At 71.4% G+C, this 26228-nt stretch carries 23 protein-coding genes; 13 read left to right on the top strand and 10 right to left on the bottom strand.

What is annotated here, in order from left to right:
- Nucleotides 1–167: 167 nt before the first annotated feature.
- From lspA to ACZ6JY_RS23915, 4 genes are all read left to right on the top strand, one after another.
- A complete protein-coding gene (gene lspA, locus ACZ6JY_RS23930; RefSeq protein ID WP_469198573.1) occupies nucleotides 168–821 on the top strand; it encodes a signal peptidase II in 654 nt (217 codons plus the stop codon).
- A gap of 72 nt (nucleotides 822–893) precedes the next feature.
- Nucleotides 894–1835: an RluA family pseudouridine synthase gene (locus ACZ6JY_RS23925; protein ID WP_469198571.1), complete on the top strand. Its 942-nt coding sequence runs from the start codon at nucleotides 894–896 to the stop codon at nucleotides 1833–1835.
- Entirely contained in the window at nucleotides 1832–2299 is a 468-nt protein-coding gene (locus tag ACZ6JY_RS23920; RefSeq protein WP_469198569.1) for a GNAT family N-acetyltransferase, read from the top strand. The genes ACZ6JY_RS23925 and ACZ6JY_RS23920 overlap by 4 nt, the downstream gene beginning before the upstream one ends.
- A 140-nt stretch (nucleotides 2300–2439) precedes the next feature.
- Nucleotides 2440–4026 (top strand): Na+/H+ antiporter, encoded by a 1587-nt coding sequence (locus tag ACZ6JY_RS23915; RefSeq protein ID WP_469198567.1) that lies wholly within the window; start codon nucleotides 2440–2442, stop codon nucleotides 4024–4026.
- A 24-nt stretch (nucleotides 4027–4050) separates the two neighbouring features.
- Here the strand turns inward: ACZ6JY_RS23915 and ACZ6JY_RS23910 are convergent, their stop codons facing one another.
- Entirely contained in the window at nucleotides 4051–5163 is a 1113-nt protein-coding gene (locus tag ACZ6JY_RS23910) for a mechanosensitive ion channel family protein (RefSeq protein WP_469198565.1), read from the bottom strand.
- A gap of 73 nt (nucleotides 5164–5236) precedes the next feature.
- Between ACZ6JY_RS23910 and ACZ6JY_RS23905 the strand changes: the two genes are divergently transcribed.
- Nucleotides 5237–5806, top strand: a complete 570-nt coding sequence (locus ACZ6JY_RS23905; protein ID WP_469198563.1) for a dienelactone hydrolase family protein — start codon at nucleotides 5237–5239, stop codon at nucleotides 5804–5806.
- 34 nt (nucleotides 5807–5840) lie between these two features.
- Here the strand turns inward: ACZ6JY_RS23905 and ACZ6JY_RS23900 are convergent, their stop codons facing one another.
- The 4 genes from ACZ6JY_RS23900 to ACZ6JY_RS23885 form a co-directional block, all read right to left on the bottom strand.
- Entirely contained in the window at nucleotides 5841–7523 is a 1683-nt protein-coding gene (locus ACZ6JY_RS23900) for an alkaline phosphatase D family protein (protein WP_469198561.1), read from the bottom strand.
- Nucleotides 7524–7604: 81 nt separating this feature from the next.
- Nucleotides 7605–8405 (bottom strand): DsbA family protein, encoded by an 801-nt coding sequence (locus tag ACZ6JY_RS23895; protein ID WP_469198559.1) that lies wholly within the window; start codon nucleotides 8403–8405, stop codon nucleotides 7605–7607.
- Nucleotides 8406–8447: 42 nt separating this feature from the next.
- Entirely contained in the window at nucleotides 8448–9134 is a 687-nt protein-coding gene (locus tag ACZ6JY_RS23890) for a hypothetical protein (protein ID WP_469198794.1), read from the bottom strand.
- Nucleotides 9135–9185: 51 nt separating this feature from the next.
- Nucleotides 9186–10514 (bottom strand): DUF2252 domain-containing protein, encoded by a 1329-nt coding sequence (locus ACZ6JY_RS23885; protein WP_469198557.1) that lies wholly within the window; start codon nucleotides 10512–10514, stop codon nucleotides 9186–9188.
- Nucleotides 10515–10721: 207 nt separating this feature from the next.
- On the opposite strand from ACZ6JY_RS23885, the gene dnaE reads away from it, so the two are divergent.
- Entirely contained in the window at nucleotides 10722–14264 is a 3543-nt protein-coding gene (dnaE, locus tag ACZ6JY_RS23880; RefSeq protein ID WP_469198555.1) for a DNA polymerase III subunit alpha, read from the top strand.
- 86 nt (nucleotides 14265–14350) lie between these two features.
- On the opposite strand, the gene ACZ6JY_RS23875 is transcribed toward dnaE, so the two are convergent.
- A complete protein-coding gene (locus ACZ6JY_RS23875) occupies nucleotides 14351–14530 on the bottom strand; it encodes a hypothetical protein (protein WP_469198553.1) in 180 nt (59 codons plus the stop codon).
- A gap of 331 nt (nucleotides 14531–14861) precedes the next feature.
- On the opposite strand from ACZ6JY_RS23875, the gene ACZ6JY_RS23870 reads away from it, so the two are divergent.
- The 4 genes from ACZ6JY_RS23870 (at nucleotide 14862) to ACZ6JY_RS23855 (ending at nucleotide 18788) form a co-directional block, all read left to right on the top strand.
- The gene (locus ACZ6JY_RS23870; RefSeq protein ID WP_469198551.1) at nucleotides 14862–16109 is read left to right on the top strand and encodes an NYN domain-containing protein; all 1248 of its coding nucleotides are present in this window, start codon (nucleotides 14862–14864) and stop codon (nucleotides 16107–16109) included.
- A 117-nt stretch (nucleotides 16110–16226) separates the two neighbouring features.
- Nucleotides 16227–17207, top strand: coding sequence for an ABC transporter ATP-binding protein (locus tag ACZ6JY_RS23865; protein ID WP_469198792.1), 981 nt, complete (start codon nucleotides 16227–16229; stop codon nucleotides 17205–17207).
- 53 nt (nucleotides 17208–17260) lie between these two features.
- Complete coding sequence (locus ACZ6JY_RS23860; protein WP_469198549.1) at nucleotides 17261–18082, top strand: ABC transporter permease; 822 nt, start codon at nucleotides 17261–17263, stop codon at nucleotides 18080–18082.
- A gap of 34 nt (nucleotides 18083–18116) precedes the next feature.
- A complete protein-coding gene (locus ACZ6JY_RS23855; RefSeq protein ID WP_469198547.1) occupies nucleotides 18117–18788 on the top strand; it encodes a DUF2567 domain-containing protein in 672 nt (223 codons plus the stop codon).
- A 152-nt stretch (nucleotides 18789–18940) separates the two neighbouring features.
- Here ACZ6JY_RS23855 and ybaK read toward each other — a convergent pair whose 3' ends face one another.
- The 4 genes from ybaK to ACZ6JY_RS23835 form a co-directional block, all read right to left on the bottom strand.
- The gene (ybaK, locus tag ACZ6JY_RS23850; protein ID WP_469198545.1) at nucleotides 18941–19447 is read right to left on the bottom strand and encodes a Cys-tRNA(Pro) deacylase; all 507 of its coding nucleotides are present in this window, start codon (nucleotides 19445–19447) and stop codon (nucleotides 18941–18943) included.
- Between the two features lie 39 nt (nucleotides 19448–19486).
- Nucleotides 19487–20233 carry an LON peptidase substrate-binding domain-containing protein gene (locus tag ACZ6JY_RS23845; protein WP_469198543.1) on the bottom strand — a complete coding sequence of 249 codons (747 nt, stop codon included), beginning with the start codon at nucleotides 20231–20233 and terminating at the stop codon, nucleotides 19487–19489.
- 2 nt (nucleotides 20234–20235) lie between these two features.
- Complete coding sequence (locus tag ACZ6JY_RS23840; protein WP_469198790.1) at nucleotides 20236–21207, bottom strand: hypothetical protein; 972 nt, start codon at nucleotides 21205–21207, stop codon at nucleotides 20236–20238.
- A 230-nt stretch (nucleotides 21208–21437) separates the two neighbouring features.
- Nucleotides 21438–22952 (bottom strand): oxidoreductase, encoded by a 1515-nt coding sequence (locus ACZ6JY_RS23835; RefSeq protein WP_469198788.1) that lies wholly within the window; start codon nucleotides 22950–22952, stop codon nucleotides 21438–21440.
- A 256-nt stretch (nucleotides 22953–23208) separates the two neighbouring features.
- Here ACZ6JY_RS23835 and hisD point away from each other — a divergent pair, with 256 nt between their 5' ends.
- From hisD to hisB, 3 genes are read left to right on the top strand one after another with little or no spacing between them, the layout of a single operon-like run.
- Complete coding sequence (gene hisD / locus ACZ6JY_RS23830) at nucleotides 23209–24534, top strand: histidinol dehydrogenase (RefSeq protein ID WP_469198541.1); 1326 nt, start codon at nucleotides 23209–23211, stop codon at nucleotides 24532–24534.
- Nucleotides 24531–25637: a histidinol-phosphate transaminase gene (locus tag ACZ6JY_RS23825; protein ID WP_469198539.1), complete on the top strand. Its 1107-nt coding sequence runs from the start codon at nucleotides 24531–24533 to the stop codon at nucleotides 25635–25637. The genes hisD and ACZ6JY_RS23825 overlap by 4 nt, the downstream gene beginning before the upstream one ends.
- Nucleotides 25634–26227 (top strand): imidazoleglycerol-phosphate dehydratase HisB, encoded by a 594-nt coding sequence (gene hisB / locus ACZ6JY_RS23820; RefSeq protein ID WP_469198537.1) that lies wholly within the window; start codon nucleotides 25634–25636, stop codon nucleotides 26225–26227. The genes ACZ6JY_RS23825 and hisB overlap by 4 nt, the downstream gene beginning before the upstream one ends.
- Nucleotide 26228: the final 1 nt, after the last annotated feature.

Genomic DNA, 26228 nt, shown 5'->3' with positions numbered 1-26228 from the left:
GCGCCACTGAGCCCGTAGGGGGGCGCGGAAGCGGGAGCCGCGCCTCTGAAGCGCGCAGGGCGCGCGCAAGCGCGAACAGCGCCACCGCGCGTGGCCTCGGCGCCTGTGCCCGTACGTGTGTGCCGTACCCTCGTCCCCAGTCAGGTACCTAAGGTTGAGGGACTCACGTGGCAGAGGCGGAGCGCATCATCGGTACGCCGGACATCCCCGGGGCGGCCGGGTCAGAGCCGGAGCGCTCCGGCGCGGACGCGGACGAGACGGCGGCCGGCACGTCCGGCGACCCCGCGGCGGAGAAGCCGGACGAGGACGCCGGCCAGGACGGGACGAAGTCCAGGGGCAGGCGCAGGATCGCCGTGCTCTTCGCCGTGGCCACCGTCGCGTACGCCCTCGACCTGATCAGCAAGATGATCGTGGTCGCGAAGCTGGAGCACCACGAGCCGATCGACATCCTCGGCGAGTGGCTGCGCTTCAACGCCATCCGCAACGCGGGCGCCGCCTTCGGCTTCGGCGAGGCCTTCACGATCATCTTCACCTGCATCGCGGCGGCCGTCATCGTGGTGATCGCCCGGCTCGCCCGCAAGCTCTACAGCCTGCCCTGGGCGATCGCGCTCGGCCTGCTGCTCGGCGGGGCGCTCGGCAACCTCACCGACCGGATCTTCCGCGCGCCCGGCGTCTTCGAGGGCGCGGTGGTCGACTTCATCGCCCCCAAGGGCTTCGCGGTCTTCAACCTCGCGGACTCGGCGATCGTCTGCGGCGGCATCCTGATCGTGCTGCTGTCCTTCCGGGGGCTCGACCCGGACGGCACAGTCCACAAGGACTGACGGCACCGTCCACAAAGGGCTGACGGCACCGCGTGGTGCGGGAGTGTCGGTGGGCTCCTGCATACTCAATGGGTGAGCACGATTCCCGAGATCCGCACCCTGCCCGTGCCGGACGGCCTGGAGGGCGAGCGCGTCGACGCCGCCATCTCGCGCATGTTCGGTTTCTCCCGTACGAAGGCCGCCGAGCTCGCCGCGGCGGGGAAGGTCTCGGTCGACGGCTCGGTGGTCGGGAAGTCGGAGCGGGTGCACGGCGGCGCCTGGCTGGAAGTGGAGATGCCGCAGGCGGCCGCTCCGGTGCAGATCGTGGCCGAGCCCGTCGAGGGCATGGAGATCGTGCATGACGACGACGACATCGTCGTGATCGCCAAGCCGGTCGGCGTGGCCGCGCACCCCAGCCCCGGCTGGACCGGGACGACCGTGATCGGCGGCCTCGCCGCCGCGGGGTACCGCATCTCGACGTCCGGCGCCGCCGAGCGCCAGGGCATCGTGCACCGCCTGGACGTGGGCACCTCCGGCCTCATGGTGGTCGCCAAGTCCGAGCGGGCGTACACGTCGCTGAAGCGCCAGTTCAAGGAGCGCACGGTCGACAAGCGGTACAACGCGCTGGTGCAGGGCCACCCCGACCCGATGAGCGGCACCATCGACGCCCCCATCGGCCGCCACCCCAACCACGACTACAAGTGGGCGGTCACGGCCGAGGGCAAGCCCTCCGTCACGCACTACGACCTCATCGAGGCCTTCCGCGCCGCCTCCCTGCTCGACATCAAGCTGGAGACGGGCCGCACGCACCAGATCCGCGTCCACATGTCGGCACACCGCCACCCCTGCGTCGGCGACCTGACGTACGGCGCGGACCCCACGCTCGGCAAGCGGCTCGGCCTCACCCGCCAGTGGCTGCACGCCGTCCGGCTCGGCTTCGAGCACCCGGGCGACGGCCGGTGGGCCGAGTTCGAGAGCCAGTACCCCGAGGACCTCCAGCAGGCCCTCGACCGGGTGCGGGCGGAGAGTTCGTGAGCGAGGTCACGGTCCGGGTCACCCACGCCCCGGACGACCTGGAGGCCTGCTTCGCGGTCCGCAAAGAGGTCTTCGTGGTCGAGCAGCAGGTGCCCCACGACCTTGAGTACGACGCGTACGACGCCGCGGCGGTCCACGTCCTCGCCGTGCGCGAGGACGGCACCCCGCTCGGCACGGGCCGCCTCCTGACCGGCGCCGCCGCCGCCGCGAAGAACGGCGGGGAGACCGGGATCGGCGCGCTCGGGCGCCTCGCGGTGCGCGAGAGCGCGCGCGGGCTCGGCGTGGGGGCGAAGCTGGTCGCGGCCATCGAGGACGTGGCACGCGCGCGCGGCCTGACGGCGGTCGATCTGCACGCGCAGACCCACGCCCTGGGTTTCTACGAACGCCTGGGGTACGAGGTGTACGGCCCGGTCTTCCCCGACGCGGGCATCCCGCACCGGGCGATGCGGAAGTCCCTGCGCTAGCACCCCCTCCGGGCCGGACGGCAGCCGTCGGAGGCCGTCGGCGCGAGCGGGTGACCGGGGGGGCATTGATCCGGTTCGTGGGCGTCGCGTGGCAGGGTTGAGGTCTTGATCGTCCCTGTCCCGACCCCGGAGGGCGCACCGTGGACCAACTGGCGCTGCTGCTCATCTTGTTGCTGGGTGCCGTGGTCAGCGTGCCCCTCGGGGACCGGCTCGGGCTTCCGGCACCGGTCCTGATGACGCTGGCGGGGATCGGCATGGCCCTGCTGCCGTTCGTGCCCAATGTGGAGATCCCGCCGGACTACATCCTTCCGCTGGTCCTGCCTCCGCTGCTCTACGCCGCCGTGCAGCGCACCTCGTGGCGGCAGTTCGCGGCCAACAGACGGCCCATCTTCCTGCTCGCCGTGGCACTGGTGTTCGTGACGACGGCGGTGGTCGCCGCGGTGGCCAGTACCGTCGTGCCCGGCCTGCCGATCGCCGCGGCCGTCGCGCTCGGGGCGCTCGTCGCGCCGCCCGACCCGGTCGCCGCGACCGCCGTGGCGGGCTCGCTCGGACTGCCCCGCAGGCTCGTGTCGATCCTGGAGGGCGAGGGGCTGTTCAACGACGTCACGGCGATCGTGCTCTACCACGTGGCGATCGCGGCGGCGGTGAGCGGCACCTTCTCCTGGCCGTCCGCCGTGGGCCGGCTCGTGCTGTCCGCCGTGGTCGCCGTGGCCGTCGGGCTCGTACTCGGCTGGATCACCAACAAGGTCATGGCGCTGCTCGGCGACGCCACGCTGCAGACCGGCCTGACGCTGCTCGTGCCGTTCGTCAGCTATGTGCTCGCCGAGGAGATGCTCGGCTCCGGTGTGCTCGCCGTCCTCACCACCGCGCTCTACCTCGCGGAGAACGCGGTCGACGCCGACGACGTCCTCGGCCGGATCACCGGTCAGACGTTCTGGCAGATCGTCGACACCCTGGTGACCGGCGCCGCCTTCGGACTCATCGGCCTGGAGCTGCACAACGTCTTCGGCGTCGCGAGCGGCCGCGAGTGGGAGATGGCCGGCTGGGGCGCGGCGATCGTCGTGACCGTCGTCGGCGTACGGCTGCTGTGGCTGCTGCCCGCGACCTGGCTCGCCAAGCGGCTGCACCGGCGCAGGGACGTCGAGGAGGAGATCCCGACGACCTGGCGCGAGACGGTCGTGATGTGGTGGGCCGGCATGCGCGGCGTGGCGTCCGTGGCCCTGGCGCTCGCCATCCCGCTCAAGACGGACGACGGCTCCCCGTTCCCGGCCCGCGAAGAGATCATCTTCATCGCGTTCTGCGTCATCATGGCGACCCTGGTCGTGCAGGGGCTCACCCTGCCCCTGATGGTCAGGAAGCTCGGCGTCCGCGCCGACGGGCAGGTGGAGCGGGACATCGAGCGCGACCTCGCGATCCGGGCCGCCAAGGCGGCCAAGCGCCGCCTCAAGGAGATCGAGGAGGTCGAGGAGCTGCCGGAGGAGGTCTCCGAGCGGCTGCTGCGCGGCGCCTTCGACATCGGGATGAGGATCAGCCCCGACATGATCGACGCGGAGCGGCGCGATCGGTACGCCAAGCGCGTGGACCGCGTGAAGGCCGTGCAGCGCATCCAGCGGGAGATGATGTCGGCCGCCCGCCACGAGGTCCTCGCGGCGCGCAGCGAGCCCGGCGCCGACCCGGAGGTCGTCGACCGGGTGCTGCACCACCTGGACGTACGCAGTCTGCGCTGATCCGGGGCCGTGGGGTGCGGGCGGTCAGCCGCGGCCCGTGCGCGGCAATTCCTTGTGGAGGGGCCGCGGAACGTGGCCGTTCGACGACGGTGGCCTCGCGTCGGGTGACGGCTCCGCCCAGGCCGTGGTGACCCGCGGCAGCGCGTAGGGGTGGTGCGCGGTCAGCCACTGGATGAGCTGCTCGCGCACCGTGACCCGCACCGTCCAGATGTCGTCGGCGTCCTTCGCGGTGACCACGGCGCGGACCTGCATCGTGGTCGGCGTGGTGTCCGTCACGGCGAGACCCCAGTCGCGGCCGTCCCAGGCCGCGCAGTCCCGCAGGACGTCCCTGAGCTTCTCGCGCATCTGTTGGACCGGCGCCGAGTGGTCGAGGTGGAAGAAGACCGTGCCGGTCATCTGGGCCCCGCCGCGCGACCAGTTCTCGAACGGCTTCGACGTGAAGTACGACACGGGCATCGTGATCCGGCGCTCGTCCCAGGTGCGCACGGCGAGGAAGGTCAGCGTGATCTCCTCGACGGTGCCCCACTCGCCGTCCACGACGACGGTGTCCCCTATGCGCACCATGTCGCCGAAGGCGATCTGGAGGCCGGCGAAGAGGTTGCCGAGGGTGGACTGGGCGGCGACACCGGCGACGATGCCGATGATGCCCGCCGAGGCGAGGAGCGAGGTGCCCGCGGCCTTCATCGCGGGGAAGGTCAGCAGCATCGCGCCGACGGCCACGGTCCCGACGATGGCCGAGACCACGCGCTGGATGAGCGTGACCTGCGTACGCACCCGGCGGAGCCGGGCGGGGTCGCGGTGGGCCGCCGCGTAACGGGCGTACGAGGATTCGACGACCGCGGCGGAGATGCGGGTCACCAGCCAGGCCGCGGAGCCGATGAGGACCAGGGTGAGGATCTGGCCCACGGTCGATGAGTTCTTGTCGGTGAGATCGGCCTGGTCGTACGAGCCGCGCAGCAGGGCGGTGCACAGAGTGAGGTGGAGGGGGATGCGGCAGCGGCGCAGCAGCCCCCAGAGCGGGGTGTCGTGGTGCCGTTCGTCGGCTCGGCGCAACAGCACGTCGGCCAGCCAGCCGACGACCACCGTGAGCACGACCGAGCCGCCGATCACGATCAACGGACGCAGTACGTTCTCCATGCCTTCGAGGGTAGGGGCACCGCCGTGAAGCCTCGTCGGGGAGGGGCGCCGCCTCGGATGGCACGATGGCCTCATGAACATCATGCTTTTCCACTCGACGTACGGGCTGCGGCCCGCGGTGCACTCCGCCGCCGACCGGCTGCGCGCCGCGGGACACGAGGTGTGGACCCCCGACCTCTTCGAGGGCCGCACGTTCGACGACGTCGAGTCGGGAAGGGCCTTCAACGAGGAGATCGGCAAGGACGAGATCCTGAAGAGGGCGATCCTCGCCGCCGCGCCCTACTCCGAGCGCGGCCTGGTGTACGCGGGCTTCTCCCTCGGCGCCGCGACAGCGCAGACCCTCGCCCTGGGCGACGCCAAGGCGCGCGGCCTGCTCCTCCTGCACGGCACCTCCGACATCGCGGAGAACGCGTCCGTGGACGAGCTGCCGGTGCAGCTGCACGTGGCGGAGCCCGACCCGTTCGAGACGGACGACTGGCTGAGCGCCTGGTACTTGCGGATGGGCCGGGCCGGAGCCGACGTGGAGGTCTACCGCTACGCCGGCGCCGGGCACCTCTACACCGACCCCGACCTGGACGACTACGACGCCCTGGCCGCGGAGGCGACGTGGCGCACGGCGCTCGGCTTCCTGGAGACGCTCTGATCCCTGGAGGCGCTTGATCGGCCCCCGGGGGGCCTCAGCGCACCGGGGCGCCCGCCCGCTCGACCTTCTGGGTGCCGCTGAGCGTGCGGTAGGAGCGCAGCCACGAGGACGTCGCGTCGGGGTCGGTGCGGTCGGAGAGGGCGTAGTAGTCCATCTGCGAGCGCTCGACGGTGACGTCGAGGACGCCGTAGCCGTGCGAGTCCATGTCCAGCCACTTCACATGGCGGTTGGCGGCCTTGACGGCGGCCGCGGCCACCAGGGAGACGGTGTGCGGGGCGACGTGCAGCAAGTCGTCGACGTTGTCGGAGCTCACCGAGGTGACCACGAACTCCGTGGCGGCCGAGGGCGACAAGGGGTACGTGGCGGCCCTCACCGGCACGTTGTTCGCCCACGCCATGTGGATGTCACCGGTCAGGAAGACCGTGTTGCGGATGTCGTTGTCGCGCAGGTGGGAGATGAGCTCCTTGCGGTCGTCGGTGTAGCCGTCCCACTGGTCGGAGTTGACCGCGATGCCCTCCTTGGGCAGGCCGAGCAGTTCCGCGAGGGGTGCCAGGAGATGGGCGGGCAGGGAACCGAAGGCGACCGGCGAGATCATCACCGAGGTGCCGACCAGCTTCCAGGCCGCGTCCGACGAGGCGAGGCCCGCCTTCAGCCAGTCGAGCTGGGCGCGGCCCGTGATCGTGCGGTCCGGGTCGTCGACCTCGCCGCTGCCGGTGCCCGCCTGCTCGGAGCGGAAGGACCGCAGGTCCAGCAGGTGCAGATCGGCGAGCTTGCCGTAGCGCACGCGGCGGTAGACGGTGCCTTCGGTGGAGGGGCGCACGGGCATCCACTCGAAGTACGCCTGCTTGGCCGCGGCCATGCGCTGCGCCCAGGGGCCCTCGGTCTGCGGTGAGTGGTTCACGCCACCGCCCGACCAGGCGTTGTCGGCGAACTCGTGGTCGTCCCACATCGCGATCACCGGATGCGTGGCGTGCATGGCCTGCGCGTCGGGGTCGGTCTTGTGGACGCCGTGCCGGGCGCGGTAGTCGGCGAGCGTGATGATCTCGTGCTTCGGCTCGTGCTGCCGCACGACTTCCTCGGCGGACGGGTACTCGCCGCTCTTGTACTCGTAGATGTAGTCCCCGAGGTGCAGGACCGCGTCGAGTTCGGTGCGGGCCGCCAGGTGGCGGTAGGCGGAGAAGTAGCCCGCCTCCCAGTTCGCGCAGGACACCACGCCGAAGCGGACGCCCGGCGCGGCGGCGTCGTGCGCCGGGGTGGTGCGGGTGCGGCCGACGGGGGAGCGGACGTCCCCCGCGACGCCGTCCACCGAGAAGCGGAAGTAATAGGTGGCCGCCTGGCGCAGGCCCCTTACGTCGGCCTTGACCGTGTGGTCCGAGGCCGCCCGCGCGGTGGTGCTGCCGTGGCCGACGACCCGGGTGAATCCCTTGTCCTCGGCTATCTCCCAACGCACCGTGACATCGGGGCCCTTGCCGGAGCCGGGCACGGCGTCGGCGGTGGGCGTCACGCGGGTCCACAGCAGGACCCCGTCGGGCAGCGGGTCCCCGGAGGCGACCCCGTGGTGGAAGGCGGGCCCCTGCGCGGCGTAGGCGGGAACCGCGGCGAGCGGGACGCCCAGCGCGGCGGTGGCGGCGGCCGCCGCCTTGACGACGGTACGACGGTCCGGGCCACTGGGAGCCGGGGAGTTGAGCGACTGAAGAAGATCGTTTCGACTGGTCACGGGCGATCACGATACTGATCGGTAATCGCACAGGGGGGCGAACTCGATAAGTTCGCCCCCCCTGTCAGGACGCGCGGTCCGCTACTTCGTGACGCCCGCCTTCTTCAGGGCGGCCTTCCAGGCGTCGGCGGTCTTCGGCGTCTCGACCACCTTGCCGTTGATCTTGATGGTGGGGGTGGACTCCACACCCTCGGCCGACTGGAAGGAGTCGCTCATCTTGAGGGCCCAGGGGTCGAAGGTCCCCTTCTTGACGGCGCTCTTGAACTCCTTGTTGTTCTTGAGGGAGTCCACGGTGTCCGCCACCTTGATCAGGTAGTCGTCCTTCGCGAAGTCGTCGGTGGACTCCGAGGGGTGGTGCTTCGCCGAGAACAGGGCGGCCTTGTACTCCAGGAACGCGTCGGGGCTGACGTCCAGGGCGGCTCCGAGCGCACTGAGGGCGTTCTTGGACCCTTCGCCCGAGAGGTTGTTGTCGAGGAACGTCCCGATGGTGAAGGTCAGCTTGTAGTCGCCGTCCTTCATGCCCTTGTCGACCGCGGAGCCGATGGACTGCTCCATGGCCGCGCAACCGGGGCAGCGCGGGTCCTCGTACAGGTGGACCGTGTTCTTGGTGTCGGACTCGCCGATCGTGACCGTGGTGCCGTCCTTGCCCGAGGAGTTCTCCGGGGTGACCACCTTCGCGTCGGCGGCCGCCTCCCACGTCGAGGGCTCGTCGGACTTCATCACGGCATAGCCGACGCCGCCGGCTATCGCGAGGACGGCGACGATCGAGACGCCGACGATGGCCGCCTGCTTGCGCTTCTCGCGCTTGCGCTCGGCTTCCTGCTGGGCGCGGATCCGCTCGCGGGCGGCGGACTTGGCGGCCTGGCTGTTGCGCTTGCTCATGTTCGTTTCTCCGTGTGGGTGACTGCGTGGGGTGTGACGTGCTCAGGCGGTGAGGGCCGAGCACGGCGGTCCACGCCGCCCCACGAAGTGCACGAGCAGCCGCGTACGGGTGGCGCGCGCCCGGCGCCGCGGGCGCGGCAGCCGGCGTACGGGCGGCCGGGCGACGGTCACCCGGGCGACCGCGAGCAGCAGCGGCCGGAACGTGGCCGCCGCGACGGCGCACAGCAGCTGGGCGAGCGCCCGCTCGCCGCGCCGCAGCCAGGCCGCCGCGAGCAGGCCCACGCCGACGTGCGCCCCGAGGAGCAGCCAGGCGGCGCCAGGGTCGGCCTCGGCGAGCAGGACCGAGGCGCCGCCGTGGCCCTCGGCCGTCATCCGCGCCAGCGGCGTACCGATGGGCGTCCCGCCGCACAGCACGTCGAAGCCGACGGAGCGCAGCGGGCCCGCCACGGGACCGCCCGCCTCGCCGTAACAGACGTGCTGGCCCGCGGTGAACACCGTGTCCGCGGCCAGCTCCAGCGGGATCAGCAGGGCGGCGATCCGCCCGAAGCCCCGCTCGCGGCCCGCCAGCGCGTACGCGAGGACGAAGACGGCGGCGGCGATCGCCGCGACCGTGGCCGACGGCAGGGGGACCCGGGAGAGCAGCACGTGGGACGCGGCGGAGAGCGTCACGACGAGCGCCGTGAAGAGCGCGGCGCGCACGGCTCGTAGCTGGGGCCCGGATATGTCCATCGCGGAGGAGTGTGTCACGTGTTCCTGTGGGGGGTCCTCGAAGGGGGCGGCTCACAGCCCCGGAATGCGGCCGTTGCGGAAGAGGTCGACGAAGATCTGGTGGTCGGCCCGCGCCCGCGCGCCGTAGGAGTGCGCGAAGTCCACGAGCAGGCCGCCGAAGCCCGCCTCGTCGGCCGCGATGGCGGCGTCGATGGCGCGCTCCGTGGAGAACGGCACCAGATCGGAGTGCCCGCTCTCGTCGTCCGCGGCGGAGTGCATCGTGGCGGTGGCGCGGCCCAGGTCGGCGACGACCGAGGCGATCTCGTCCAGGTCGTCGATGTCCGACCAGTCCAGGTCCACCGCGTACGGCGACACCTCGGCGACGAGCTGGCCCACGCCGCCCAGCTCGGTCCAGCCGAGCCACGGGTCCGCGTGCGCCTGGAGGGCGCGCTGCGAGATGACCGTGCGGTGGCCCTCGTGCTGGAAGTACCCGCGGACGGCCGGGTCGGTGATGTGGCGCGAGACCGCCGGGGTCTGGGCCTGCTTGAGGTAGATCACGACGTCGTTCTCCAGGGCGTCGCTGTTGCCCTCCAGGAGGATGTTGTACGAGGGCAGGCCCGCGGAGCCGATGCCGATGCCGCGCCGGCCCACGACGTCCTTGACGCGGTAGGAGTCCGGGCGGGTCAGGGAGGACTCCGGCAGGGTCTCCAGATAGCCGTCGAAGGCGGCGAGCACCTTGTACCGCGTGGCGGCGTCGAGCTCGATGGAGCCGCCGCCCGACGCGAAGCGGCGCTCGAAGTCACGGATCTCCGTCATCGAGTCGAGCAGCCCGAAGCGGGTCAGGGCGCGGGCGTCGCGCAGGGCGTCCAGGAGGGGCCCCTGGGCGGTGTCCAGCGTGAAGGGCGGCACCTCGTCGCTCTTGGCGCCCGTCGCGAGGTCGTGGATGCGCTCGCGGTAGGCCGCGGCGTAGATCCGCACCAGGTCGGTGATCTGCTCGTCGCTGAGCGCCTTCGAGTACCCGATCAGGGCCACGGAGGCGGCGAAGCGCTTCAGGTCCCAGGTGAAGGGGCCGACGTACGCCTCGTCGAAGTCGTTCACGTTGAAGATCAGGCGGCCCTGGGCGTCCATGTACGTGCCGAAGTTCTCGGCGTGGAGGTCGCCGTGGATCCACACCCGGCCCGTGCGGTCGTCGAGGTAGGGCCCGCCGTGCTGCTCGCGCTCCAGGTCGGCGTAGAACAGAGAGGCCGTGCCGCGGTAGAACGCGAAGGCGGAGGACGCCATCTTCCGGAACTTGACCCGGAAGGCCGCGGGGTCCGCGGCAAGCAGCTCGCCGAACGCCGTGCCGAAGACGGCGAGGATCTCCTCGCCGCGCTGCTCAGCCGTGGGCTGCGGGACCGACATCGCTGGGTGCCTCCTGGTACAGGGTGGTGCGGGACATGAGGGGCGGGGATTTTTTTCCGCCCTGGCGGGACAGCCTTTCCGACCCTTCAACGCACGACCGTACTCCCGAGTGCCCGTCCGCTGTCGGCACCCCGGATTAGACTTCGTCGCTGTCCCCCCAGACTGCCCGCAGCCTGTTCCCCGCCGTTCTCCCGGAGGCCTCCCGCCGTGACCAAGCCGCCCTTCACGCACCTGCACGTGCACACCCAGTACTCGCTGCTTGACGGTGCCGCGCGGCTCAAGGACATGTTCAATGCGGCCAATGAAATGGGCATGACGCACATCGCCATGTCCGACCACGGCAACCTCCACGGGGCGTACGACTTCTTCCACTCCGCGCAGAAGGCGGGCGTGACGCCGATCATCGGCATCGAGGCGTATGTGGCGCCGGAGTCGCGCAGGAACAAGCGGAAGATCCAGTGGGGCCAGCCGCACCAGAAGCGCGACGACGTGTCGGGCTCGGGTGGCTACACCCACAAGACGATCTGGGCGGCGAACAGCACGGGCCTGCACAACCTCTTCAAGCTGTCGTCGGACGCCTATGCCGAGGGCTGGCTCCAGAAGTGGCCCCGCATGGACAAGGAGACCATCTCGCAGTGGTCGGAGGGGCTCATCGCCTCCACCGGCTGCCCCTCGGGCGAGCTGCAGACCAGGCTCCGCCTCGGCCAGTTCGACGAGGCCGTGAAGGCGGCGGCGGAGTACCAGGACATCTTCGGCAAGGACCGGTATTTCCTGGAGCTGATGGACCACGGCATCGACATCGAGCGCCGGGTCCGCGACGACCTCCTGCGCGTCGGCAAGAAGCTGGGCATCCCGCCGCTGGTGACGAACGACTCGCACTACACGTACGCGCACGAGTCCGTCGCGCACGACGCCCTGCTCTGCATCCAGACCGGCAAGAACCTCTCCGACCCGGACCGCTTCCGCTTCGACGGCACCGGGTATTACCTGAAGTCGACGGACGAGATGTACGCCATCGACTCCTCCGACGCCTGGCAGGAGGGCTGCCGGAACACGCTCCTGGTGGCCGAGCAGGTCGACACGACCGGCATGTTCGAGAAGCGCGACCTCATGCCGAAGTTCGACATCCCGGAGGGCTTCACCGAGGTCACCTGGTTCCAGGAGGAGGTCCGGGTCGGCATGGAGCGCCGCTACCCGGGCGGTGTCCCCGAGGACCGGCAGAAGCAGGCCGAGTACGAGATGGACATCATCATCCAGATGGGGTTCCCGGGGTACTTCCTGGTCGTCGCCGACTTCATCATGTGGGCCAAGAACAACGGCATCGCGGTCGGCCCGGGCCGTGGCTCCGCGGCCGGCTCGATCGTCGCGTACGCGATGGGCATCACCGACCTCGACCCGATCACGCACGGCCTGATCTTCGAGCGGTTCCTCAACCCCGAGCGCGTCTCCATGCCCGATGTCGACATCGACTTCGACGAGCGCAGGCGCGTCGAGGTGATCAGGTACGTGACGGAGAAGTACGGCGCCGACAAGGTCGCCATGATCGGCACGTACGGAAAGATCAAGGCGAAGAACGCGATCAAGGACTCCGCGCGCGTGCTCGGATATCCGTACGCGATGGGCGACCGCCTCACCAAGGCCATGCCCGCCGACGTCCTCGGCAAGGGCATCGACCTTTCCGGCATCACCGACCCCAAGCACCCGCGGTACGGCGAGGCGGGCGAGATCCGGGGGATGTACGAGAACGAACCGGACGTGAAGAAGGTCATCGACACCGCCAAGGGCGTCGAGGGCCTGGTCCGGCAGATGGGCGTGCACGCGGCCGGCGTGATCATGTCCAGCGAGCCGATCGTCGACCACGCCCCGCTCTGGACGCGGCACACCGACGGCGTGACGATCACGCAGTGGGACTACCCCCAGTGCGAGTCGCTCGGCCTGCTCAAGATGGACTTCCTGGGCCTGCGAAACCTCACCATCATGGACGACGCCGTCAAGATGGTGCGGAACGACAAGGGCATCGACCTGGAGATGCTCTCGCTCCCGCTCGACGACCCGAAGACCTTCGAACTGCTCTGCCGCGGTGAGACGCTCGGCGTCTTCCAGTTCGACGGCGGCCCGATGCGCTCGCTGCTCCGCCAGATGCAGCCCGACAACTTCGAGGACATCTCCGCCGTCTCGGCCCTGTACCGGCCGGGCCCGATGGGCATGAACTCGCACATCAACTACGCCGAGCGCAAGAACGGCCGCCAGGAGATCACGCCGATCCACCCGGAGCTCGAAGAGCCCCTGAAGGAGACGCTCGGCCTCACCTACGGCCTCATCGTGTACCAGGAGCAGGTGCAGAAGGCCGCGCAGATCATCGCCGGGTACTCCCTCGGCGAAGCCGACATCCTGCGCCGCGTGATGGGCAAGAAGAAGCCCGACGAGCTGGCGAAGAACTTCGTCCTCTTCCAGGAAGGGGCGAAGAAGAACGGCTATTCGGACGAGGCGATCCAGGCCCTGTGGGACGTCCTGGTCCCCTTCGCCGGATACGCGTTCAACAAGGCGCACTCCTCCGCGTACGGCCTGGTCACCTACTGGACCGCCTACCTGAAGGCGAACTACCCGGCCGAGTACATGGCCGCCCTGCTGACCTCGGTCAAGGATGACAAGGACAAGTCGGCCGTCTATCTGAACGAGTGCCGCCGCATGGGCATCAAGGTGCTCCCGCCGAACGTCAACGAGTCGGTGCACAACTTCGCCGCCCAGGGCGACGACGTGATCCTCTTCGGCCTGGAGGCCGTGCGGAACGTCGGCACGAACGTGGTGGAGTCGATCATCCGCTCGCGCAAGGCGAAGGGGAAGTTCACCTCCTTCCCCGACTACCTCGACAAGGTCGAGGCGACCGCCTGCAACAAGCGCACCACGGAGTCGCTGATCAAGGCGGGCGCCTTCGACACCATGGGGCACACCCGCAAGGGCCTGACCGCCCAGTACGAGCCGATGATCGACAACGTGGTGGCGGTCAAGCGCAAGGAGGCCGAGGGACAGTTCGACCTCTTCGGCGGCATGGGCGAGGAGACCGGCGGCGACGAGCCGGGCTTCGGGCTCGACGTGGAGTTCTCCGAGGACGAGTGGGAGAAGACCTACCTGCTCGCCCAGGAGCGCGAGATGCTCGGCCTGTACGTCTCCGACCACCCGCTCTTCGGCCTGGAGCACGTGCTCTCCGACAAGGCCGACGCCGGCATCGGCCAGCTCACCGGCGGTGACTTCTCCGACGGCTCGGTCGTCACCATCGGCGGCATCATCTCCGGCCTCCAGCGCAAGATGACCAAGCAGGGCAACGCCTGGGCCATCGCCACCGTCGAGGATCTCGCGGGCTCCATCGAGTGCATGTTCTTCCCGGCCACCTACCAACTGGTGTCGACGCAACTGGTCGAGGACGCCGTGGTGTTCGTCAAGGGCCGTCTCGACAAGCGCGAGGACGTGCCCCGCCTCGTCGCGATGGAGCTCCAGGTCCCCGACCTGTCGAACGCGGGCACCAACGCGCCCGTGGTGATCACCATTCCGACGGTGAAGGTCAGCCCGCCGATGATCACCCGCCTCGGCGAGGTCCTCAGCCACCACCGGGGCAACAGTGAGGTGCGCATCAAGCTCCAGGGCGCCCAGAAGACGACGGTGCTCCGGCTGGACAGGCACCGCGTCAAGCCGGACCCGGCGCTCTTCGGTGACCTGAAGGTGCTGCTCGGCCCGTCCTGTCTGGCGGGCTGACCAACACCGCCGCGAGACACAGCGCGTGACCGCAGTGAGGGGCGCACCCGGAACGGGTGCGCCCCTCACGCGTGCCTGTGCGGCCGTCAGTTGTGGCCGAAGCGGCGCTGGTGCTTACGGGCAACATCAGCGGGGCTGCCCTGGGCCTGCGACTGGACGCGCGATTCGGCCTCGATGGCGGACGTCTGAGCCTGCTCCTTGGCCCGCTCGGACGCCGATGCGCGGTCCTGCTGGCTGCCCTGCTTGCGATTCTTGTTCTTGGCCATGGTGATCTTCCTCCTGAAGGGGATCTGGGGGCCATGACGCGTTCAGATTCACATAGCCCGACAAAGCGCGCATTTCGGAGAATTACCCTGCGTGATAAGGGGTCATCGGTGACAGAACCGTGGATACGCCACGCCGAAGATCGAGTTCCGCCCGTTAACCTCCGCCGGGTCGGGCAGACTCGAAGGAAACCCGGCGCCGACCCGCACCCCTGATTCGTTGTCGTCACAGGGTGTGTTCGTGGGCCTGCGAGGGAACGTCCAGGAACCTCCGGGCACTTTTCAGGAACTTCCGGGAACGCCAGGGAATCTCCAGGGAAAGAGGGTGGATCGCGTGGACCGCTGCATCGTCCTGGTGGACGCCGGGTATCTGCTGGGCGCGGCCGCGAGTCTCCTCGCGGGAGAACCGTCCAGATCCCGGATCACCGTCGATCACACCGCCCTCGTCCAGGGCCTGCGCGAGCGCGCGGAATCCGACACCGAACGCCCCCTGCTGCGCATCTACTGGTTCGACGGAGCCCCCGACCGCGTGCCCCAGCCCGAACACCGGCGGCTGCGCGTCATGCCGCGCGTGACGGTCCGCCTCGGCGCCCTGACCCGCAGCGACGGACGGTGGGCGCAGAAGGGCGTGGACGCCGCCATGCACGCCGAGCTGACCGAACTGGCCCGCAACCGCGCCTGCTCGGACGTCGTGCTCGTCACCGGCGACGGCGATCTGCTGCCCGGCATGATGGCCGCCAAGGAGCACGGCGTCGCCGTCCACCTCTGGGCCGTGCAGGCCGCCGACGGCGACTACAACCAGTCCGAGGACCTCGTCGCCGAGGCCGACGAGCGGCGGGTGCTCGACCGGGCCTGGATCACCAAGGCCGTACGCCCCAAGGAGCTCACCGGCATCTGCGCGCCGCCGCCCGTGCCGCGCCCCGAGATCGCCGCTATCCTCTCCGCACCGCTCCCGGACTCCGCCCTCGCCGCCGCCGCGCAGCACGCCGAGGAGGAGGAGCCCCCCGCCGGAGGCACCCCCGACGCCGGGGCCAACGGGCAGGAGGCCGCCGAGCACCGCGGCCCCACCGCCAAGGGCGTGCCCACCCCCAAGGACCTGGCCGCCCTGCGCGCCCCCGGCACCCAGACCGCCGCCCATCACCCGGCCAACGCGACGCTGCGCTGGTCCTCCGACAAGGGCTGGGTCGAGCGGCCCGGCGGCGCGCCCGAGGGCCCGGAGGCGGCGGCCCTGCCGACACTCGCCCAGCTCACGACGGCCGAGCAGCGCTGGGCCGACCGCGAGGAGGACATCACCACGGTCGGCGGCGACCCCTACGAAGTGGGGCAGGTGTTCGCGCGGCGCTGGATGACGCGCCTGCCCGAGCAGCACAACCTCCAGAAGCTGTCGGCGATGTACCCCCGCATCCCGCACCGCGTCGACGGCGAGCTGCTCCGCTACGCCGCGCGCTTCGGCCTGCTCGCCCACAAGGACGACCAGATCGACGAGCACGACAGGTACGCGATCCGGGCGGGATTCTGGCGGGAGGTCGACGCGCGGACGGCCGCCGAGCACGCGACCGCGGGGGACCGGGCAGGTGACTGATTCGGGGCGTACGGGGCGCCCCGGGCGTCGTCCGCGCCCGCGCACCCCGTAGTCTCGTCCTTCGTGAGTACGCGCCCGGCACCGGCAGTCCGACAGGAACGCCGCAAGGAACACGGCATCGACGCCGTCTGCGCCGTGCGCGACCTGGTCAAGACCTACCCGGCCGCCCGTGGCAGGCGCGGCAGGCCCGCGACGCCCGAGGTCCGCGCCACCGACGGCATCTGCCTGACGGTCCGGCGCGGGGAGATCTTCGGCCTGCTCGGGCCCAACGGCGCCGGCAAGTCCACCCTCGTACGCCAGCTGACCGGCCTGATGCGGCCCGACAGCGGCGGGGTCGAACTCCTCGGCCACGACATCGTGCGCCACCCCGAGCGGGCCGCGCGGCTCCTCGCCTACCTCGGGCAGGAGTCCACCGCCCTCGACGAGCTGACCGTGTCCCTCGCCGTCGAGACGACCGGGCGGCTGCGCGGGCTCGACCTGCGCCGGGCTCGTGCCGAGCGGGACGGGGTCCTCGACGAGCTGGGGCTCACGCCGCTGGCCTCGCGGCCCCTCAAGAAGCTCTCCGGGGGGCAGCGGCGGCTCGCCTGCTTCGCCACCGCGCTGGTGGGGGAGCGGTCGCTGCTCGTCCTCGACGAACCCACCACCGGGATGGACCCCATCGCCCGGCGGGCCGTCTGGGCGGCGATCGACCGGCGCCGTGCCGAGCGCGGGACGACCGTACTGCTGGTCACCCACAACGTCATCGAGGCAGAGACCGTGCTCGACCGGGTCGCCGTGCTCGACGAGGGCAAGGTCATCGCCTGCGACACCCCGGCCGGGCTCAAGGAGAAGGTCGCGGACGAGGTGCGGGTGGAGCTGGTGTGGCGGGAGCGGGCGCCGCTGGACGTCCCCGAGGTCGCCGCGCTGCGGTCCTCCGCGGTCGAGTCGGGTCGGCGGTGGGCGCTCCGGCTGGCGCCGGACGAGGCCAGGGCCGCCGTCGCCGCGGTCACCGGCGGCGCCGCCTTCGCCGCCCTCGACGACTTCACCCTGGCCACGCCCAGCCTGGAGGACGTGTACCTCGCCCTGGGCGGCAGCGGGCGAGGCCTGGTCAAGGGGTGAGTTCTTTGGCCACCGGTTCGCGTGGAGTAGGGACAGCTACAGAAGGGTCTGCGGTGAGTGCCGTTCCGCTTGATGTCGTGGTGCGGGAGGAAGCGCCTGCCGAGGACGGTTTCGGAGGCGTGGGGGCCCTCGGCCCGCCCGCCCGGCTGTTCCCCGCGCTCGCGGCCGTCTACCGGGCCCAGCTCTCGCGGGCCCGGGTCGCGCGGATACCGCTGCTGTTCGTGGCGACCTTCCAGTCCGTCGGCATCATGATCCTGATGCGGGGCGTCGTGGACGGCGGCGGTGAGGCGCGGGCCGTGGTCGCGGGTTCCTCCGTGCTCGTCGTCGCGTTCGTCGCGCTCAACCTGCTCGCCCAGTACTTCGGCCGGCTCCGCGCCGACGGCGGCCTCGACCACTACGCCACGCTTCCCGTGCCGCCCGCCGCCGTGGTCCTCGGCGCCGCCGCCGCGTACGCCTCGTTCACCGTGCCCGGCACCTTCGTCACGGCGATCGTGGGCTGCGGGCTCTTCGGGCTGCCGTTCACCCACCTCTGGGTGCTCATCGCCGTGATCCCGCTCGCCGGAGCCGCCCTCGCGGGGCTCGGCGCCGCGCTCGGCCTGCTCGCGCCGCGCCCCGAACTGGCGACGCTGCTCGGCCAGATGGGCATGTCCGCGGCGCTGCTGCTCGGCGTGCTCCCGGCCGAACGGATGCCGACGCTGCTCCAGTACGCGCGTGACCTGCTGCCCTCCACGTACGGCGTGGAGGCGTTCGCCAACACCTTCGGTCCTGACCCCGACTGGGCCCTCGTCGCCCTGGATCTGGCGGTCTGCGCGGGCGTCGGCGTGGCCTCGCTCGCCGTCGCCACCTGGGCGTACCGCCGGGCGGCTGTCCGGTGACGCGCCGCACAGGTACTACTGGCACGATGTGTGGGTGACCGCACCGCTGACACCCCAACCGCCGCACGACGAGACACCGCACAACCCCTGGCAGGCCCCCGCGCAGCCGTCGGGAGCCGCAGCTCCTTACGGATACGAGGAGGACGGGCCCGGCATGAGGACGGAAGTGCGGCAGGCCGCGGTGACCGCGGTCGTGGTGGCGGTCAGCGGAGTGGCTCTCGGCCTCGTGTGGTTGTGGCTGGCGCCGCGCGTGCCGCTCATCTCGGACGGCGAGGCGGTCTACCTGAAGGACACCGAGGGCGAGCAGGCCATCGGTGTCGACGGAACGTTCACCCTGCTCGCGCTCGGCCTCGGCGTCCTCAGCGGCGTCGTCGTCTTCCTGCTGCGCAGGCGCGGGGGCATCCCGCTGGTCGCCGGTCTCGCGCTCGGCAGCCTCCTGGGCGCCCTGATCGCGTGGCGGACCGGGATATGGTTCGGCCCCGAGACGGACGTCGTGGCGCACGCCAAGTCCGCGGGCAAGGGCGTCGTCTTCGACGCCCCGCTCGAACTCAAGGCCAAGGGCGCGCTCCTCGCCTGGCCGGTGGCCGCGCTGGCCGTGCACCTCGGCCTCACCGGGCTCTTCGGGCCGCGTGACCCGGAGCCGTATCCGCGGTCCTTCTACGGGGAGCCCCGCGACGACGCCCGCCCCGAGGACCCCCGGAGCTGACCCTAGGCGGGGCGCCTGCCGTGATTGGCCTTGCGCTTCTTCGCCCGCCACTTCCGCATGCGCGTCTTCTTCGACATGCTCCCGGTACTAGTCGCGCCCCGCGGACCTGTCGAGGGCGCTTTCACGTCGTCCGCGGGAGCGGCCGGAAACCGTCAGGCGCGGCCGATCGGGGCGAGGACCGCGGCGGTGAGTTCCGCCAGGTCACCCGGTGACAGCTCGACCTCAAGGCCCCTGCGGCCCGCCGAGACGCAGATCGTGGGGTGCCGCGACGCGGAGTCGTCGAGGACGGTGCGCAGCCTCTTGCGCTGGCCCAGCGGGGAGATGCCGCCGCGCACATAGCCCGTGGTGCGCTCGGCCGCCGCCGGGTCGGCCATCACGGCGCGCTTGCCCGAGACCGCGGTGGCCAGCGCCTTCAGGTCCAGGGAGCCCGCGACGGGCACCACGGCCACGGTCAGCTCGCCGTCGACCTCGGCGACCAGCGTCTTGAAGACCCGCTCCGGGGACACGCCCATGGCCTCGGCGGCCTCCTCGCCGTACGAGGGGTGGGCCGGGTCGTGCGTGTAGGAGTGCACGGTGAAGGCGGTGCCGGCCGCGGTGAGGGCCACCGTCGCCGGGGTGCCGCCCGTGCCGCCCGGCTGCTTCTTCTGCTTCTTCGCCACAGTCTCGCGCCCTCTCGCGCCTCTCGCGCCTCGCGTACGTCAGTTCAGGCTGGTGGTTCCGCGGGTCAGGTCCGTCGCGGGCAGGGACGGCAGATTGCGGATGATCGCCGTCTCCGAACGCAGCAGCGTCAGCTCGTCCCGCAGCCGCGCCGCGGTGTCCGCCGCCTCCAGGAGCCGCTGCTTGGTGGGGGTGTCGAGGACGGCCGCCGCGGCGACCAGGTACGACACCACGGACGGCTCGTCCGGCAGCTCCGCCCCCGTGGACAGCGAGCGCTCCCGCGCCCCCGCCAGGCGTTTCTGGTACGACCTGAAGGCGCGCAGGACGCCCTCGGCGAGCGTGCCCGCCTCCTCGCCGAGCTCCTCGGGCACCTCTTCGACCTCGGCGGTCAGAAAGGCGCCGGAGGCGTCGACCGAGTGGATCCGGACGCGGGACGTGCCGGTGGCGAGCACCTCGAAGCCGCTGTCGTCACGCTCCCTGATCGTCGCCGCGTCCGCGACGCAGCCCATGGTGTGGAAGGCCTTGAGGGGGTCGTCGCCGAAGCCCGCGGCGGGGCCGTGCTCGGGCACCGCCGTCGGGTCGGGGAGTCCTGGCGCGCTCGGCGCCACCTCCGAGCCGTCGCGGATGGCGACGACGGCGAACTGGCGCTGCTCCTCCTCGGGGGTCTTGAGCAGCTCGCGCATCATGGCGCGATATCGCTCCTCGAAGACGTTCAGCGGCAGTACGAGGCCGGGGAACAGCACCGAGTTGAGCGGGAAGAGCGGAAGCCGGGTGGTCACGACCGGCAAGCCTAATGGTCGTCGGGGCGGACTCGGCCGCGCGGAGGGCGCAGCGGCGTCATCGACGCCACTTCGAGTCGTATGCCGTCGCGCAGTTCCAGGAACTGGCCGAGCGGATCGTCCGAGAGCCGGTCCCAGGGGAAGGACGTCGCGTACGGGCCGATCAGGCGGAGCTGCTCCAGGGCGTCGTCCCAGCGCTCCAGGCGGACCAGGACGTACGTGAGGAGGTTGCGGACCTCGGCGGGCCAGGGGTCGCCGGCGTCGTAATCGCGGGACAGGCCGATCGCGAGGTCGGCCGCCGCTTCCAGGCGCTCGCGCGGCACCCGGCCCGTGGGGCTGGTGAGGTAGGCGAAGGCGGCGCGGGCCGGCAGGACCTGTATCAGCGACCCCGGCAGCGCGTCGGCGGCGGCGCGCTCGGCGAAGTCGAAGCACTCGCTGTGCGAGCCGTACCAGGCGGCAGAGAGGTACTGAAGGGCCGAGGCGTGGCAGCCGTAGTGGTACGAGGAGCGGCGCACCGCGTGTTCCCAGAGCTGCTCGAAGACGGTGTGCGGGGCGTGGGTGCCGCGGGCGTGGTCCAGGGCGATGCGCCAGGGCACGGGGTCGCGCGGGTCGGCCTCGGCGGCGGCGGTGAGCAGCGGGCTCACCTCGCGGAGCAGCTCGGCCCGCGCCGGTGACTCCCAGCCGCGGACGACGGCGAGCTCGGCCTTGACGAGCAGCAGGTCGGGGTCGTGCGGGGAGGCGCCGAGCCAGTCGTCGAACCACTCGGGGCGGGAGCGGGCGAAGGCGGCGAGGCGGGTGGTGTAGCGGTCGCGGTTCTCCCACTCGGCGGCCTCGCGGGTCATGGCGAGGAGCTTGGCCGCCGGGCCGTGGTCGCCGCGGCCCGCAGCGACGAGGGCCGGGGCGAGCCGCTCGTCGGGCACGTCGAGGAGTACCTCGTCGTCCGGCGGGAGCCCGACGGCGAGGCGCGGGGTGTGCCGGACCATGCGGGCGGTACGGATGAAGGCACGCAGCACCGTGCCCTCCTTTGCGCCTCAACCGGCATCCGCTCGCACGGCCCGCCGGTCACCTTCGTGGTTGCTCGATTGTTGGTTGCCGCTGGGATGACGGCCGACGGCCGGGGATGGTTGCCCGCGGGCGCATAACGGTTCAGCCGCAGGTCAGCCCACCGGGCCGCAGCCGCCCCCCGGTCACCTCCGGTCGCACGCGTCCGGCGTCAGCTCCGGCGCAGGAGCCGGGTCGCGCCCGCCGCCACGGTCGTGGCCAGGACCCAGCCGAGCAGGATCAGGGCGGTCGAGAACCACTGCCAGCCGCCGCGGAGCTGCCAGTAGGTGTCCTGGCCGAGGTTGATGACGGGCAGCAGCAGGTCGAGGGCGAAGAGCGCGGGGTTCCAGTTCGGGTGCTCGCCCGGTTTGATCGCCGGATGGTCGGCGTGCGAGAACGCGACCGCGCTGACCGCCCACAGCACGGCCATCCAGACCGCGGCCCGGCCGGGCCGGTAGCCGTACGCGACCGTCCAGTCCTGTGCGTAACCCCACAGCTTCGCCGCCAGCGGCAGCGTCTCGCGGCGCCTGCGCTGCTTGGCGAGGAGCACCTCGCGGGCGTCGGCGTCCTCGCCCCCGTTGCGCAGCACGGTGGCCAGCTTCTCGTACGGCTCGGGGTTGTACTCGGCGGTCGCGGCCGCCACCCACGCGAGGCGCCGCTCCAGCGTGAAGCTGCCCTGCGGCACGAGGTTCTCGTAGCTGAAGCCGCCCATCTGGAGGCCGCCGGGGCCCGGCCAGCTCGTCGCCCTGTCGATGAGGTTGACGATCTTGGCGCCGGACAGCACGACCTTGCCGCGCTGCGGCGCCTCGCCGAGGAAGCGCAGCTCGGGCGTCTGGACCCGGCGCAGCGAGATCTCCTGGTCGTTCTGGAGGGCGAAGCGGGCCTGCGCGAAGTCGATGGCGTCGCCGAAGCGGCCGTCGTCGAGCCGGACGCCGCCCTCGCACTCGAAGCGCTGCACGCGCGTGCCGCGCGCCGGGGTGGTGCCGCTGGTCTGCGGGGGATTGCCGACGGCGGCCGGGGTCAGGTACAGGGTGCGCTCGACGGTGAGCTGCGGGGCGTTGAGCGCGTACCGGCCGTACTGGTTGATCAGTCTGGCTCCGCGCAGGCTCAGCGAGACGCCGATCTTCGCGCCGCGCATGCTCAGCTCGCCGTGCGACTCCATCATCTCGGCCTGGAGGTCCTGGCCGACGGTGAGGCCGTCGCCGGTGATCGAGCGGCTGCGCCGGTCGCGGTAGACCACCGCCTGGTTGAGCAGCAGGTCGGTGCCGATCTGGGCGTCCGTGAGGCGGATGCCGTTGTGCACCCGGCAGCGCGGCAGGTGCAGATCGCCCTCGGTGTGCAGCCTGGCGGCCTCGATGCGCGGGATCGAGCAGTCGACGAGCCGCAGGGTGGCGAAGCGGGACTCCGGGAGGAGCACCTCCTTCTCGAAGCGGCAGTGCTTCAGCTCGGTGTACGGGGTGATGGTGCCGCCCGCCAGGTCGAGGACGTCGGTGATCTGCACGCCCGCCAGCTTCAGCGAGGAGACGCGCCCCGCGAGGGCGGGCGGCCCGTCGAGCAGCAGCCAGCACACTATGCGCGCCCGCACGCTGCGCTCGGGCCCCCACGGGTGACCGCCGTGCGGGTCGTCCGCCGCGGCGTCCCCGGACCTGAGGTCGTAGACGGTGCCGTTGCGGAAGGCCTGCCACATGCCGATCTCCGCGGCGGTCAGCCCGTCGGGCGGATCCCCGCTGCCGGCGTCGTCGACCACTGCTGTCTTCCTCCCCGTTCCCGCGGCGCACCGGTTCCCCGTCCCGCGAGGACCGTCTCTCCGCTTCCTCGTACACCTGTTTCATGCCCGCTGCGTGACCGGCTGAACGCTAGTGGTGAACGCTGTCTTCCGGGGTCCATATCAGCCAGTGATACAGGCGTCGGGTACCGAAAGAAGGTCTGAGAGAATTGGCCATGTGATCTCTCGAATCGATCTGCGCGGCGACGCCCTCCCCGAGGGCCCCGCCCTGCGCGCCCTGCTGCCCCGTGCCGACTTCGACGTCGCGGCCGCCCTGGAGAAGGTGCGGCCCATCTGCGAGGCCGTGCATCATCGTGGCGACGCGGCGCTGATCGAGTTCGCGGCGAAGTTCGACGGGGTGGGCCTGGAGAAGGTCCGCGTGCCCGCCGCCGCGCTCACCGAGGCCCTCGCCGGTCTCGACCCGGCCGTGCGCGAGGCGCTGGAGGAGTCGATCCGCCGCGCCCGCATCGTCCACCGCGAGCAGCGCCGCGCCCCGCACACCACGCGGGTCGTGCCCGGCGGCTCGGTCACCGAGAAGTGGGTGCCCGTCGAGCGCGTCGGGCTCTACGCTCCCGGCGGCCGGTCCGTCTACCCCTCCTCCGTGATCATGAACGCGGTGCCCGCCCAGGAGGCCGGCGTCGAGTCGATGGCGCTCGCCTCACCGCCGCAGGCCGACTTCGGCGGCCTCCCGCACCCCACGATCCTCGCCGCCTGCGCCCTCCTCGGCATCGACGAGGTGTACGCGGTCGGCGGCGCCCAGGCCGTCGCGATGTTCGCGTACGGCACCGAGAGCTGCGCCCCCGCCAACATGGTCACAGGCCCCGGCAACATCTGGGTCGCCGCCGCCAAGCGCTACTTCACCGGCCGCATCGGCATCGACGCCGAGGCCGGGCCGACCGAGATCGCGGTCCTCGCCGACGACACCGCCGACGCGGCGCACGTCGCCTCCGACCTGATCAGCCAGGCCGAGCACGACCCGCTCGCCGCCGCCGTGCTCGTCACCGACTCCGTCGGCCTCGCCGACGCCGTCGAGAAGGAGCTGGAGCCGCAGGTCGCCGCCACCAAGCACGTCGAGGACCGCGTCATGCCCGCGCTCCGGGGCCGCCAGTCCGCGATCGTCCTGGTCGACGGCCTGGACGAGGGCCTGCGGGTCGTCGACGCGTACGGCGCCGAGCACCTGGAGATCCAGACCGCCGACGCCGCCGCCGTCGCGGAACGCGTGAAGAACGCGGGCGCGATCTTCGTGGGCCCCTGGTCGCCGGTCTCCCTCGGCGACTACTGCGCGGGCTCCAACCACGTCCTGCCCACCGGCGGCTGCGCCTGCCACTCCTCCGGCCTGTCCGTGCAGTCCTTCCTGCGCGGCATCCACATCGTCGACTACACCCGCGAGGCCCTCGCCGACGTCGCCCACCACGTCGTGACGCTCGCCGAGGCCGAGGACCTGCCGGCGCACGGCGCGGCCATCAAGGCGAGGTTCGGATGGAAGGTGCCGGAGACCAAGTGACCAGGATCGACGACCTTCCCGTACGCGACGAGCTGCGCGGCAAGTCCCCGTACGGCGCGCCCCAGCTCGACGTACCCGTACGCCTGAACACCAACGAGAACCCCTACCCGCTGCCCGAGCCGCTCGTCGAGCGCATCGCCGAGCGGGTCCGCGAGGCCGCCCGCGACCTCAACCGCTACCCCGACAGGGACGCGGTCGAGCTGCGCACCGCCCTCGCGCGCTACCTCAGCGACACGGGGGGCCACGAGATCGCCCCCGAAGGCGTCTGGGCGGCCAACGGCTCGAACGAAGTCATCCAGCAGCTCCTCCAGACCTTCGGCGGGCCCGGCAGGACGGCCATCGGTTTCGAGCCCTCGTACTCGATGCACGGCCTCATCGCGCGCGGCACCGGCACCGGCTGGATCTCCGGACCGCGCAACGACGACTTCACCATCGACGTGGCGGCGGCCGAGCGCGCCATCGCCGGACACCGGCCCGATGTCGTCTTCATCACCACACCCAACAACCCCACGGGCACCGCGGTCCCCGCCGAGACGGTCATCGCGCTGTACGACGCCGCGCAGGCCGCGAAGCCGTCCCTGGTCGTGGTCGACGAGGCCTACGTGGAGTTCAGCCACGGCGCCTCGCTGCTCCCGCTGATCGAGGGGCGGCCGAACCTCGTCGTCTCGCGGACGATGTCCAAGGCCTTCGGCGCCGCCGGACTGCGCCTCGGCTATCTCGCCGCCGACCCGGCGGTCGTCGACGCCGTGCAGCTCGTGCGGCTGCCGTACCACCTCTCGGCCGTCACCCAGGCCACCGCGCTCGCCGCCCTGGAGCACACCGGCACGCTCCTGAAGTACGTGGAGCAGCTCAAGGCCGAGCGGGACCGCCTCGTCACCGAGCTGCGCGCGGCGGGGTACGAGGTGACCGAGTCCGACGCCAACTTCGTGCAGTTCGGGCGGTTCGAAGACGCCCACACCGTCTGGCAGCGGATCCTCGACCGGGGCGTCCTGGTCCGGGACAACGGCGTACCGGGGTGGCTGCGGGTCACCGCGGGAACCCCCGAAGAAAACGACGCGTTCCTCGATGCGGTACGCGAACTCAAGAAGGAGCGAGACGCATGAGCCGCGTAGGACGGGTCGAACGCACCACGAAGGAGACGTCGGTCGTCGTCGAGATCGACCTCGACGGCACCGGAAAGGTCGACGTGTCGACCGGCGTCGGCTTCTACGACCACATGCTCGACCAGCTCGGCCGCCACGGCCTCTTCGACCTCACGGTCAAGACCGAGGGCGACCTGCACATCGACTCCCACCACACGATCGAGGACACCGCGCTCGCCATCGGCGCCGCCTTCAAGCAGGCACTCGGCGACAAGGTGGGCATCTACCGCTTCGGCAACTGCACGGTCCCGCTCGACGAGTCGCTCGCCCAGGTCACGGTCGACCTCTCGGGCCGTCCGTACCTCGTGCACACCGAGCCGGAGAACATGGCGCCGATGATCGGCGCGTACGACACGACGATGACCCGGCACATCCTGGAGTCCTTCGTCGCGCAGGCGCAGATCGCCCTGCACGTCCACGTGCCCTACGGCCGCAACGCCCACCACATCGTGGAGTGCCAGTTCAAGGCCCTCGCCCGCGCGCTGCGTTACGCGTCCGAGCACGACCCGCGCGCCGCCGGGATCCTCCCCTCCACGAAGGGCGCGCTGTAAA

The sequence above is a fragment of the Streptomyces sp. NPDC046335 genome, from assembly GCF_055587985.1.
Note: the sequence above shows the minus strand (reverse complement) of the source record. Positions and strands in the feature narration are given on the sequence as shown.

What these genes read in the sequence shown, in the direction of transcription:
- ACZ6JY_RS23910 (WP_469198565.1), bottom strand. Translation starts at nt 5,163, where the DNA reads ATGGAGAACGTACTGCGTCCGTTGATCGTGATCGGCGGCTCGGTCGTG.
- ACZ6JY_RS23905 (WP_469198563.1), top strand. Translation starts at nt 5,237, where the DNA reads ATGAACATCATGCTTTTCCACTCGACGTACGGGCTGCGGCCCGCGGTG.
- ACZ6JY_RS23895 (WP_469198559.1), bottom strand. Translation starts at nt 8,405, where the DNA reads ATGAGCAAGCGCAACAGCCAGGCCGCCAAGTCCGCCGCCCGCGAGCGG.
- ACZ6JY_RS23890 (WP_469198794.1), bottom strand. Translation starts at nt 9,134, where the DNA reads ATGGACATATCCGGGCCCCAGCTACGAGCCGTGCGCGCCGCGCTCTTC.
- ACZ6JY_RS23885 (WP_469198557.1), bottom strand. Translation starts at nt 10,514, where the DNA reads ATGTCGGTCCCGCAGCCCACGGCTGAGCAGCGCGGCGAGGAGATCCTC.
- ACZ6JY_RS23875 (WP_469198553.1), bottom strand. Translation starts at nt 14,530, where the DNA reads ATGGCCAAGAACAAGAATCGCAAGCAGGGCAGCCAGCAGGACCGCGCA.
- ACZ6JY_RS23840 (WP_469198790.1), bottom strand. Translation starts at nt 21,207, where the DNA reads ATGGTCCGGCACACCCCGCGCCTCGCCGTCGGGCTCCCGCCGGACGAC.
- ACZ6JY_RS23835 (WP_469198788.1), bottom strand. Translation starts at nt 22,952, where the DNA reads ATGTGGCAGGCCTTCCGCAACGGCACCGTCTACGACCTCAGGTCCGGG.
- hisB (WP_469198537.1), top strand. Translation starts at nt 25,634, where the DNA reads ATGAGCCGCGTAGGACGGGTCGAACGCACCACGAAGGAGACGTCGGTC.